Origin of the sequence: Helicobacter macacae MIT 99-5501 (assembly GCF_000507845.1) — a bacterium.
In the GTDB taxonomy this organism is placed as follows: Bacteria; Campylobacterota; Campylobacteria; order Campylobacterales; family Helicobacteraceae; genus Helicobacter_B; species Helicobacter_B macacae.
This window is the reverse complement of record NZ_KI669454.1, coordinates 245,966-258,042: the sequence shown is the minus strand read 5'-3', so window position 1 is coordinate 258,042 and position 12,077 is coordinate 245,966. Positions and strand designations below refer to the sequence as shown.

The 12,077-nt window shown below is 41.6% G+C and carries 11 protein-coding genes; 6 read left to right on the top strand and 5 right to left on the bottom strand.

Translation table 11 applies throughout. The features are described 5' to 3' along the window. Window positions 1–305 precede the first annotated feature (305 nt). Complete coding sequence (locus HMPREF2086_RS01135; RefSeq protein ID WP_034560603.1) at window positions 306–1,061, top strand: transporter substrate-binding domain-containing protein; 756 nt, start codon at window positions 306–308, stop codon at window positions 1,059–1,061. A 74-nt stretch (window positions 1,062–1,135) separates the two neighbouring features. Here HMPREF2086_RS01135 and HMPREF2086_RS01130 read toward each other — a convergent pair whose 3' ends face one another. Further along, window positions 1,136–3,523 carry a heavy metal translocating P-type ATPase gene (locus tag HMPREF2086_RS01130; protein ID WP_023926884.1) on the bottom strand — a complete coding sequence of 796 codons (2,388 nt, stop codon included), beginning with the start codon at window positions 3,521–3,523 and terminating at the stop codon, window positions 1,136–1,138. A gap of 168 nt (window positions 3,524–3,691) precedes the next feature. On the opposite strand from HMPREF2086_RS01130, the gene HMPREF2086_RS01125 reads away from it, so the two are divergent. Next, window positions 3,692–3,964 (top strand): metal-sensing transcriptional repressor, encoded by a 273-nt coding sequence (locus HMPREF2086_RS01125; RefSeq protein ID WP_023926883.1) that lies wholly within the window; start codon window positions 3,692–3,694, stop codon window positions 3,962–3,964. A gap of 256 nt (window positions 3,965–4,220) precedes the next feature. On the opposite strand, the gene HMPREF2086_RS01120 is transcribed toward HMPREF2086_RS01125, so the two are convergent. Further along, on the bottom strand, window positions 4,221–4,637 hold the full coding sequence (locus HMPREF2086_RS01120) for a hypothetical protein (protein WP_023926882.1): 417 nt from the start codon (window positions 4,635–4,637) through the stop codon (window positions 4,221–4,223). A gap of 310 nt (window positions 4,638–4,947) precedes the next feature. Continuing rightward, window positions 4,948–5,811: a DUF5718 family protein gene (locus HMPREF2086_RS01115; RefSeq protein WP_023926881.1), complete on the bottom strand. Its 864-nt coding sequence runs from the start codon at window positions 5,809–5,811 to the stop codon at window positions 4,948–4,950. 253 nt (window positions 5,812–6,064) lie between these two features. On the opposite strand from HMPREF2086_RS01115, the gene HMPREF2086_RS01110 reads away from it, so the two are divergent. From HMPREF2086_RS01110 to HMPREF2086_RS11310, 4 genes are all read left to right on the top strand, one after another. Further along, window positions 6,065–6,709, top strand: a complete 645-nt coding sequence (locus HMPREF2086_RS01110; protein ID WP_023926880.1) for a carbonic anhydrase — start codon at window positions 6,065–6,067, stop codon at window positions 6,707–6,709. Between the two features lie 71 nt (window positions 6,710–6,780). Next, window positions 6,781–7,623 carry a 3-deoxy-8-phosphooctulonate synthase gene (gene kdsA / locus HMPREF2086_RS01105; protein ID WP_023926879.1) on the top strand — a complete coding sequence of 281 codons (843 nt, stop codon included), beginning with the start codon at window positions 6,781–6,783 and terminating at the stop codon, window positions 7,621–7,623. A gap of 105 nt (window positions 7,624–7,728) precedes the next feature. Beyond that, complete coding sequence (locus tag HMPREF2086_RS01100) at window positions 7,729–8,415, top strand: 16S rRNA (uracil(1498)-N(3))-methyltransferase (protein ID WP_023926878.1); 687 nt, start codon at window positions 7,729–7,731, stop codon at window positions 8,413–8,415. 83 nt (window positions 8,416–8,498) lie between these two features. Further along, window positions 8,499–8,717 carry a hypothetical protein gene (locus tag HMPREF2086_RS11310; RefSeq protein ID WP_148374452.1) on the top strand — a complete coding sequence of 73 codons (219 nt, stop codon included), beginning with the start codon at window positions 8,499–8,501 and terminating at the stop codon, window positions 8,715–8,717. Window positions 8,718–9,108: 391 nt separating this feature from the next. Here HMPREF2086_RS11310 and HMPREF2086_RS01095 read toward each other — a convergent pair whose 3' ends face one another. Both HMPREF2086_RS01095 and HMPREF2086_RS01085 read right to left on the bottom strand, forming a co-directional pair. Beyond that, window positions 9,109–9,471: a DUF6567 family protein gene (locus tag HMPREF2086_RS01095; protein ID WP_023926877.1), complete on the bottom strand. Its 363-nt coding sequence runs from the start codon at window positions 9,469–9,471 to the stop codon at window positions 9,109–9,111. A gap of 1,060 nt (window positions 9,472–10,531) precedes the next feature. Next, a complete protein-coding gene (locus HMPREF2086_RS01085) occupies window positions 10,532–11,959 on the bottom strand; it encodes a hypothetical protein (RefSeq protein WP_023926876.1) in 1,428 nt (475 codons plus the stop codon). Window positions 11,960–12,077: the final 118 nt, after the last annotated feature.

Below are 12,077 nucleotides of genomic sequence, written 5' to 3'. Positions count from 1 at the left end.
CACTAAAAATTATCCAAAAATCACTACATTATCCACAAACTATCTATAAACTTTAGCTACAATCAGCAAACACTCTGCCAAATCTAAAATCCCAGAACCATAAAACACAATCCCACACAAATCCACCCCATAAGGAAAGCACAATGCTTAGCACCACAAAACGCGTTATAAAGACTTTGCCAAACTTTGCCAAAGCACCCAAAAAGCCTAGCACAAGCACATACTTTGATGACACGGATTTTGGAAGTGCGGATTTTAGCAAAGATTTTGGAAGTGCCAAGTCCATTTTTTCTCTTTTACTCGCTATGTGTCTAGCACTTTTTGGGCTAAGCTCTTGCAGTGAAGAGAGTGGGGCAAACACAAACAGCATAGATTCTATCAAAAAGCGAGGTGTGCTTATCGTAGGTGTCAAAGACGATGTCCCTCATCTAGGGCTTCTAAACCACAAAAACGAAAAAATAGAGGGCTATGAAATCGATATATCAAAAGCCCTAGCCAAAGAGATTTTGGGCGATGAAAATAAACTAAAACTTGTAACTGTAAACTACAAATCTAGGCAACCACTACTTGAAAATGGAAGTGTGGATTTAGTCATCGCCACCTTTAGTATCACGCAGGAGCGCGAAAAATTGCTCCATTTCTCAAAGCCTTATTATGTCGATTCTGTGGGACTTTTGGTGCTAAAAGAAAAAGGCTACAAAAGCCTAGCCGATATGGAGGGTGCACGCATAGGTGTAGCCCAATCCTCCACCACGCGCGAAGTCATCACCACCGCTGCCAAAAACGCAGGCATAGAGGTGAAATTTAGTGAGTTCCCAGAATTCCCAGACATAAAAGTCGCGCTAGCTAGCGACAAAATCGATGCCTTTAGCGTGGATAAATCAATACTGCTAGGCTATGTCGATAGCAAAAGTGAGATTTTGCCCGATAGCTTTGAGCCACAAAAATACGGTATCGCTTCTAAAAAGTCCAATACCTCTCTAGCAAACTTTGTCGATGAGTTTGTAGAAAACAACGGCGAACTACTAGAGAATCTAACAAAAAAGTGGAATCTAAAATAAGGCAAAATCTAGCCTAAATCCTACAATCTCCAAAATCTAGTAAGATTTTAGAAGTCTTTAAGCGCAATTAGCCACTATGCTTTTTGTGCTTTGTTTTGTGTCTCATTGCGCTTTTTCCCTCCAAGCCTCATTGTCCGCATAGCGTTTGCCAAAGCTAGTAGTGCCACGCCCACATCGCAAAACACCGCCTCCCATATAGTCGCCCACCCAAAAAGCCCAAGAACGACAAACACAGCCTTCACCCCAAGCGCGAAAGCGATATTTTCATAGATGATAGTTTTTGTCTTTTTGGCGATTTGTATCGCGCTTAGTAGAGATTCTAGCGAGTTGTTTAGAATGATGACATTTGCGTTTTGCTGACTTATATCACTGCCACTTCCCATAGAGATTCCCACATCGGCTAGCGCAAGAGTGGGCGCGTCATTGATACCGTCTCCTACAAAGCCGACTTTGTGCTTTTGGTGTTTGATTTTAGATTGCAAGCTATGTTGAGGGATAGATTTTGCCCCCAAAGCACGCGCTTTTAGCTCGCCAAATTTCGCTGCTTTGTCTTGTGGCAATAGCGAAGCATAATACTCCACACCAAGTATGTCCCCTACAGCTTTGCAAGGTGTGAGGGTATCTCCGCTAAGTAGCACGGGCGATATGCCTAGTTTTTTTAGATTTTGCACTACTGTTTTTGCTTCCTGCTTTAGCTCATCAGAGATGATTAGATAGCCTAGATACCGCTTTTCTACGGCGATATGCACCACGCTACCTTGTATATCACAAGTATTGTGCGGTATGTCAAATTTGTGCAATATCTTGTCATTGCCTGCGATGATTTCGATATTATCACACCTAGCACGCACACCTAGCCCTGATAGCTCCTCATACTCGCTTATGTGATGAGAGTGCTTGCTTTCTTTGGCTAGTCGGTGGTATTCTTTTTTTATCGATTGGGCTATGGGGTGAGAGGACAAATCCTGCGCACATAGTGCATATCCTAGCAACTCCATTTGAGAGATTCCCTCTTGTGGAACGATTTTGGTAACTTTAAACACACCTTTTGTGAGTGTGCCTGTTTTGTCAAATCCTAGCAAGATAAGTCGGCTTAGGGCTTCTAGGTAGTTTGAGCCTTTGATAAGCACGCCAATCCTAGAGCTAGCAGCAATCCCCCCAAAATACCCTATCGGCACAGACACCACTAGCGCACAAGGACAGCTAACCATTAGCACTACTAGCGCACGATATGCCCACTCTCTAAATTCAGAGCCAAATGAAGTGTCAGCCTGCCCAAACCCAAGCGTAAGCGGTGGGACAAACGCCACAAGAAGCGCGATAAAAAACACCACAGGCGTATAATACCTCGCAAAAGTGGTTATGAAATTTTCTGTGGGGGATTTTTGGCTAGAAGCAGAAGCGATAAGTTCGGTGATTTTGGCGATTTGGCTTTTGGCAAAGGGGCGTAGCACCTTTAGCCGTGCGACTTTGCCAAGTGCGATAGAGCCAGAGAGAATCTCCTCCCCCGCCTTAGCACTAAAGGGAAGCGACTCTCCACTAAGTGCGCTAATATCAAAGCTCGCTTCCTCGCTTAGCAAAGCACAATCCGCAGGAAGCATCTCCCCCACATATAGCAAAATCTCATCGCCCTCTTTTAAATCCTTTGCGTCTATGTCGGTGGTGTTTGTAGAATCGACTTCATAATCAAAGCTAGACATTTGGCTAGTTCTTGGGCTTGATTTTTGGCTAGACTTTCCTACGCTATGGCTAGTGCTATCAAGCTCACTATCAAAGTCGCTATCAAAGCCACTAGAATCTATTCTATGTGCCTTTGGCAAATCAAAGCTAGAAAGCGCGTTTATGGATTCTTTGGATTTTTTGACACTTAGATTTTGGAGGTATTCGCCTGCAGAGAAAAATAGCATTATGCTTACTGCCTCTTCGCTCGCCCCTATGCAAAAAGCCGCCACAGAAGCACTTAGCATAAGCACATTTTCATCAAAAAACTCTCCCTTGCCAAAGCTATGAAACGCACCCTTTAGCACGCTCCTGCCTGCTAGCACATAGATAGCCACCCATAGCGCATATAGCCCCACAAGCCAAAAATCCCCATTTAGCGCGTTGCTATGCGCTGTGGCAAAAATCTCTAAAATGCTTGGCTCTTCTTGCTCAAAATAATCCAAATACTTATGCTCAAACACAAGACTAGCCAAAAACACCACAATAAGTCCCGCAAGCATAGCTAGCTCGGCATTAAACCACTCATATAGATTTTTGGTTTTTGATTGTGTGATTTGCACTTGTGGCTCGATTTTGGCTATGCAGGATTTTACCTCCTCCAAATCATCACAATCAATCATAAGTGTATCACTTGCAAAAGATATTTTTGCTTGCCTAACTGACGGCAGGGCATTTAGCGCGTTTTCTAGCTTGCTAGCACAATTTGCACAATCAAGATTTTGTATTTTGTATGTAGTCATTTTTATCCCTTAAAAATTGGCAGAATCCTTGCTAGATTTAGCTAAGCAGATTCTAGCTATTAGAAAATTTTGGATACTATCACAAATTAAGTTAATTTGCACAAGTTAAGTTAATTTGTAGTTTGATTCTTAGTAATGTAGTTACAAATCACAATATAAGGAGTTGCAATGGCAGATTCTATCCCAAACAAGCGCAAAATCATCGCTCGCATACACAAGCTACAAGGGCAACTAAAAGCCATAGAAGAAGGTGTCCAAAACGATGATGAGTTTTTCAAACTTTTGCAACAAATAGGCTCAATAAAAGGCAGTGCTCACGGACTATATAGCGAAATGATAGAAGCACATATTGATGAGTATTTCCTAAACGCTAGCACACAGCCTAAGCGCGAAAAAGAAGCAAAAATCATCGCTAGCTTGCTAAAAAGCTACATAAAGTAGTCTTAAGCCCTGCTAACACAAGCTAGCAGAATCTTTTTACGCATTGATAAACGCGCTCGCTTCTCTATCTCAAGCGCAACCACACGCACACGCTGAAATCCTCACTTGTCTTTGTTTGTCTTTGTGAGATTTTGGGGGTTTGTGGGGGAGGTTTTGCGTGATTTTGCGCAAAATTTTGCTAATTTTGTTTGCTTGAGACATTTTGGTTTTGGCAGTTTTTGCCCATATTGTAAGCCTTGATTACTTTGCTTAAGCTCTATGGATTTTGCTGTGGCGGGATTTGGTCTACTTGCTTTATCTGTGGCAAGTGTGGATTTTCCACAGAGTCATTATCAATTACCAAAATCCGCATATTGACATTTTTCTTTCGATAAGTTTTTAGCTCATTTTCTAAGTATTCTATGCGCTTATTGCGATTTTCTAGGATTTCCTCGCTTTGCTCTCTTTGGTAGTCTAGCACGGCTTGGGCTTGCTTTAGCTGTATTTCTAGATTGCCCTGTCTATTTAGCGTATCTACATAGCTATCCCACATCAAAAAACACACGACAAACACCATACCAAACGCACACAGAACGCTTATGATGATAGGCTTTATCATATTTGGATTTTTATCTCGCCAAGAGCGATTTTGTGAGGAATGATTTTGCCAAGAATGCTGTGGCTTTTTTTGCATTTATCCAAGTCCTTAAACGCAACATATCTAGCAACTAGACTTGCCAAATCTTAGCAAAAGTCTTTAGGCAAGCTAGGCTACTTTATAGACACTAAGCGTTTATCGTTCCTAAATGCAAATACTTCTTGAAAAAATAATGAAATACCGACAAAAATTACAAAAACCCAACACCAAAAGACACATAATTTGCAAAAACTTTACAAATTTTACTTAAGTTTTATTTAAGCAAGATTTTTACAAGCGAGATTTAGCGCACACTAGCACCCACAAAATCAAGCCCAAATCACACTAGCACACACTTATGAGCTAGCTATCTAACTACCTTTTGTGCTAGCACAGAAATATCGCTTAGATTTTGCGCTTCATTGCTGTTAGTGGATAGCTTTGCAGCGATTTGGCAAATCTCCTCAAAGCTATATTTGTGATGATTAAACACAATTACACTCACGCTATCCCCCTCTTGCAAAAAGCGATTCTCGCCTTGCTGCGTGTATCTTGTCGCACCGATAGCCACTATCGCCCTACTAGGGTAGCGCGACTCCTCTAGCACACTAGGCAAATCCTCTAGCACACCAAAATCCTCTTGTGTATTTAGCTTTTTTATTATCCAAGAGATTAGCTTCTCATAGAAGTAGCTATATGTGCTTAGTTCGCTTAGTTCGCCGTATTGCTCTAGCTTGCCACCATTCTCTACAAATGACACGATAGAGTAGTCTTTGCACACGCCATTTGGGCTAAACTCATCAATAGCGATTTTTTGTGGGCTAAAGCCTTTTGAGCCTTTTGAGAAATTCTTTTTCAAAGAGAGTTTTTTCGCTTCTTTGTCATTGCGCACAGAAGCATCATTAAACGCCATAAAATAGCGTGGAATCAGCGATTTTACGCACTTTTTCCCACTGCTCTCATCATACGCTATATCACATTCTAGCCCTACTTCGGCTTCTGCTTGGACTAGCAGGCTTGTATCACTTGGTAGCACCACCGCCCTATCATCAAAGCAAAATTTACCAAGCACGCCACTAGAGTTTGGCACAAAAAACGGGAAAATCCCCTTAGGTGCGCACTCCTCATCGCCTATGATACAAGCAAAATCCCCCGCTTCTCCCGCTTGCTCAAGATGATTTGCAAAATTGCCCGCTAATCCTAGCCCCAATACCTTGTCTAAATCCTGCATCACACTCTCCTTAAAGTCTGCGCCAAACGCGCTAAAATGCAAAATGCTCCACCAAACCCACCACCAAAAATCCCAACCAAAATTCTATAAATTCTCTACCAAATTTTCTAGCACCTAAAATTAAGGCGGAATTTTACCAAACATTTTCAAAAACTCCCCCTTAAGCGATGATAATTTAAGTAAAAAGTGTAAAATACTCCCAAAAATACACATTTTAGACAAAATCAAAACCCACCACAAAAGAGAAGTAAAAATGAAAGAATTATTTGAAGGAGCGATAAAATTCCAAGAAGAGGATTTTATCGAGCATAAAGAACTATATGAAAGCCTAAAAAAGCACCAAGAGCCACACACGCTGTTTATCTCTTGTGTGGATTCTCGTGTCGTGCCAAACCTCATCACAAACTCTGACCCCGGGGATTTGTTTGTCATTCGCAATATTGGCAACATTATCCCTCCTTATAAAGAATCCCAAACTTTGCGCGAGGGCTACCTAGCCACCACCTCTGCGATAGAATACGCCCTTACGATTTTGGAAATCAAAAATGTCATCATCTGCGGGCATAGTAATTGTGGCGCGTGTAGCGCGATATATGAGCCACCTGCCAAGCTAGAGCAAACCCCCTATGTCAAAAAGTGGCTTACCCTCCTAGAGCCTGTCAAAGACAAAGTCCTAGCCCAAAATCCAACCTCAAGGGCAAAAAAAATCTGGCTTACCGAGCAAATCAATATCGAGCAACAGCTAGAAAACCTTATGAGTTATCCATTTGTAGAGGAGAGGTTTGATAGAGGTGAGCTTAGAATCTTTGGGTGGTATTACATAATAGAAACAGGAGAAATACTAAATTATAATATGATTACAAGGGAGTTTAAGGCTATCACACCCAAAAGCAGATAAACAAAACTACATAGCCAAAACTAAAAAGATTCCCCCATAGAATCCAAACAATCTAATTCAAAGGAGCAAAAATGGCAAATACAAAAAACAAACTTATCTTAATGAGCGGTCCTTGCGTAATAGAGAGCGAAGCGCAACTTTTCCGCATAGCAGAGGGCATAGCCCAAATAGCAAAAAACCCGCAAATCGACTTCTACTTCAAAGCTAGCTTTGACAAAGCAAACCGCACAAGCCTAGATGCCTATCGCGGACCGGGACTAGAAAAGGGACTAAAAATGCTAGAATCTATCAAAAAAGATTTTGGCTACAAAATCATCACAGACATTCACGAATCCCACCAAGCCAAGCCCATAGCAGAAGTCGCAGACATTATCCAAATCCCCGCATTTCTATGCCGACAGACAGATTTGGTAGTAGCAGTGGCAAAGACAGATTCTATCATAAACATAAAAAAAGGGCAGTTTATGAATCCAAAAGATATGCGCTACTCCACGCTAAAGGCACTAAAAACGCGCGATAGCTACTTGCAAGAAGCTAGCTTTGCAGAATCGCTAAAACACAAAGTATGGCTTACCGAGCGGGGAGCTAGCTTTGGCTATGGCAATCTTGTCGTGGATATGCGCTCGCTTGTGATAATGCGTGAATTTGCCCCTGTGATATTTGATGCTACTCATAGCGTGCAAATGCCCGGAGCAGCAGGAGGCAAAAGCGGTGGGGATAGCTCATTTGTCCCATATCTCGCGCGAGCAGCGGCAGCTGTGGGAGTAGATGGGTTTTTTATGGAGACGCACTACGACCCTGCAAATGCCCTAAGCGATGGCGCAAATATGGTAGCACTTGACAAGCTAGGCGGGCTAATCGATGAGATTTTAGCTATCCGTGCAAGTTTAAAAAGTGCAGGTTTAGACCGTTAAGTTTAGGAAATCAATCCTAAGCACGACACCTAAGCAAGCCAATACCCAAGCGCAAATCACACACAAAGCTAAAAAATCTAAGCCAAAATCTAAAGACACAAATTTATGCAGTTTCTCTATGTCAAATCCTGCGGGGAGCGCACACTTAGCATAGATGGCGAAGCATTTGCCCACCTCTGCCAATCTCGCAGGGCAAAGGTAGGCTCTACCCAAGCCCTGCGGAATCTGCGTGATGACACACTTTATACCTATCACATAGAATCCATATCGCGCAAAAACGCCACCCTACTCTTAGAATCTAGCCAAATCCTGCCAAACACCCCACAGCACTTCTCTCATCTAATTTGGGCGATGACTACCCCCCAAACGATTTACAAAGCCCTCCCACACCTAAACGAGCTAGGCTTAGGCAAGCTAAGTTTGTATTTTGGGCGATTCTCTCAAGGCGGTGTCCGACTTGATGAGGGGCGCATAGAGCGCATACTCATAGAGTCTTGCCAGCAGTGCGGACGAAGCTCACTATGCCAAGTAGAAATGCTAGATGATTTTCACACAGCGTTAGAGTGCTACCCACACGCTAGTGTGCTAGATTTTGGTGGGGAAGTATTGCAAACAAGAGCGCAAGCCATAAGCGCACTAAAAGAGGGGGTTTTCATCGGTGCAGAGGGAGGGTTTAGCTCGCAAGAAAGAGAGACTTTTGCAGCACAAAATCGCAAAATCTATGGAGTGGATAGCACACTTATCCTGCGCTCACAAAGCGCAGCTATGGCTATACTCGCCAAAGGAATCTAAAAATAGATTTTGCCTAAAATCTTTATCGCCAAAAATCGTATCTTAGTAATCCACAAATTCGTCATTGTAAGAATCTGTGCATTGTGTGGATTTACCCACCCCTAAATGCCCCTCGTGCTGCGGGAGGGGACTTTTATCGTCATTGTGAGAATCGCTTTAGCGTTCGTGGCAATTCACACGCCATAATCGTCATTGCGAGAAAGTCGCAAGACTTGCGCGACAATCTATTTCTTTTTTTGTGGATTACTAAAGAAACTTCGTTTTGCCACGATTTTGCTACACAAAACCTCGCAATGAGGTAAACACTTATATTGCTAGCGATTGTTTGCTTTGCTTGATATTTGAGGGGGCTTTCCCACTTTTTTAATCCTCTCGTGCTAAGGGAGGGAGAAAGTGTATCGTTTATGATGAAGCAACATTGTCATACAAAAGCGAAATATCTCCAAATGTATGGTTTCTAGCTTTTTTTACAGATTCTAGTTTTTGCTAGATTTTAGGTAGTTTTCGTAAGTTTTATTTCTTTTTATGCTCTTTGTAGTCTTTGTAGCTTCTTGCGCGTTTTGTAGAGCAGTTTTCATAGAAGTGATTTATAAGTCATCAAGCAAGTCCGCCCGATGACTTCACCGCCCATTGACTTTCACTCGATGAAAGTAAATGGGGCGTAAAATGTAAGAAGCGTCTAGGCAAAGCTAGCTATTTGATACCGACAGCTTGTCCTTTTGCGATTATGCAGTTTTTGCCAAAAAATAGCAAAGACCAGTTACTAGCGCGTATATCGACATTGACTAGGGCATCTGCAGGTTGATTTTTCTTCGCTGCGACTTCGAGGGCTTTTGCCACTGCTTCACTTATGCGATTTTGCTTGTTGCCAAAAGATATGCCAAATACCTTGCTGATACAAGCCTTTCCTTGCACATATTCGCCCTTCTCGCTACCGCTTGCAAGAGGGACATTGCCCGTAGAAGCCACAGAAAACTTAGCCAAGTTTTGTGAGCACCCACTCATTAGCACCGCCGCGATTATCCCAAAAATGCCTAGTGAAACCTTTGTCATCATAGAATGACTCCTTTGTAAGATTTTGCTACCATAAGTTTCTCTTGCAACTCTAAAAATTTAGCTAGACAATCTATGAATTTCTAGCCAAACTCCTAGCCACAAGGACTTATAGCGCGAAAGTATGCTACAAAAAAAAAAAAAAAACACTTTTTAAACCACAGCATTAGCGTTTTTGAGATTTTGTATTTTTGTTTTGTTTTTGCTAGATTTTACTTTTTTTACAAATATTTTAAACTTCGCTTGCATTGTTGCGGTTTGCCACGCATTTGAAGCGGCTCTACTTTGAGGTGTGAAATGTTTTGATTTACGGGTGATTTTGTGGGGGGTTTAGGGATTTGCGGGGGATTACAAAAGTATGCAGAAATATTGCAGAAGTCTTGCAAAGGCTCGTTTTATGCGGGCAAGTCATTGAAATTGCTAGATTTTCTAGCCACGCATTGTGTTTCTTTACGCTAGATTATCCTTTGGAGCATAAAATCACGCCCCTAAAACATATCAACCTACAAGCCAATATACGCAATCAAGGCTTTTTGAAATACCAAAATTTGAAATGCCAAAAAAACACTAAAAATGCTTTCATATCCTTAATCTATGCGATGATGTAAGCCACTTATTTAAAATCTATGTAAAAATAAATTCTAAAAAAATTAAAATTTTTTGTTGATAAATTTTTTTCATTAACTATTTTTATGTAATATTTCACCCGAGCCCATTACCCCGATGGGCTCAAAAGCAGACTTTTTCAAACTCCGAAGAAACTAGATTCCCCTTATCTCTCTCTCAAAATCAGGGGGAATCTAGCCTTTATAATCTCTCCCTTAAAATCCCACGATTCTAATCAAACCTTTTAGAACTTAGAAACAAACTTCTTAGATTCCCTTAATCCCCTCTAAAACACAGCTACAAAATCTATCAAACATATACAAAACCAGCACACAAACGAGCTTAACAAATCACTTCCGCTAAAGCACCTCTCCTAAGTCGCTTTAGCAAAGCCACCAAACACGCAAAATCAAATCCCCCCTAGCAAAATCCAAAATCGCAAACCCCCCCACTCCCCCTATATAGCCATTCGCACGCTATCAAATAGCGCGTCCATATTTTGCTTGGGGATAAAGTATTGCACGCCCGCGTTTTTTGCCTCCTCTAGCTGCTCATACTTTGGCATACTATCCACCACTAGACAAAACACGACTAGCTTTTTTTGGTTTGGTAGCTGCTTTGAGTTTTGGATAAAATCCAGCGCACTCATCTCGCCTATCTTTTCTTCTAGCACGACTATATCGCAAGGGTTTGTAGCAAGTGTCTTTAGCGCATTCATCGCGGCTTTTTCTACTATCACGGTTAGGGTAGAGTCGATTTTTTGGATTACTTCTTTGTATTTTAGTCCATCGACTTGGGAGTTTCGTATCACTAGGACAGATTTTTTGCTGACTTCTTCTAAGTATTTTAGCAAGTCAAAGAGTTCTTTAGATTTTGGCGAAGCCTTTGTCCTATCGATGCCGCGCAAAAAGTAGCGCAAAAATGTCTTGGAGCTAAACCCACCCTCTATGCGCGCATCGCGAAAAAATCTCCTTACACTCTCGCTTGTCTTTGCCCTCCCCCAAAGCGCACTATCCAAATCATAAGCTTTAGAATTTAGTAGCGAGATAAATCTATCTTTTATGTCCCTTAGCATAGGTGCATACACACTTACAAACTCGCTAAAATGCTCATCTTTAAATTTCTTTAGCCTAAAGTGCGCTTTCTCCAAAAACTCCTGACTTGTGGCGATAAACTGAATCAAATCCACATACGCTCGCCGAATCGCTTTGACTTCCTTCTCCATATAGCTAAATTCTTGGCTCTTTCTATCCATTCGCTGGAGTTTGCGCTCTGCTGTTTCTAGATTTGTCCCCATCGCTTGGCATTGTGCTTTGGCATTGGCAAGTGCTGCTTGCCTAGCTTCTATTTCTTTTTCTACTTTGATGAACTCCACTTGCTTGGATAAAAATATTTTTTCAAACGCATAAGGTGGGCTATACTGCGCCTTTTTGACATAGTTTTCAAAATCCCTAAACAGCGAGTTTATCTCGTTTTTGATACTGCGCAAATCCTCATTTTCTATTAGATTGTCCATCTCACACAAATCATTATACGCTGTGAGTAGAAATCTCCTCATACGCAAAAAATCTAGCCCACTATGCCCCTGCACAAAATCGCTATAATCTCGCAAAATCTTGTTTTCTTGCTCAAAAAACTCCTCTATACACGCATTTGGCATTTTTGTCATCGGTATGGTGTCTGGGTCTATGGGCTTTGGCTTTATCCGTGCTCTAGTAACTACGCGCATCTCTACTTCAAACTCCACATCTTCGCCCACTTGTGGCGCACCATTATCATCTATCCACACCTCAAGGCTAAAATCAAAAATCCGTTTGTTTAAATCCTGCTCTATCTTGCCTTGATTGGTGTTTGTATCTATGCTTATGAGTTTGCCTGTAAGCATTTTTTGAGCTCCTTGCACTTGTGCGCTAATATTGTGTTGTGTGTTATTATATAAAATTTGCATTAAGTTTTGTTGTATTTATTGTGTTTTATATTTCTTAAGTGCCCTATTTAATCCA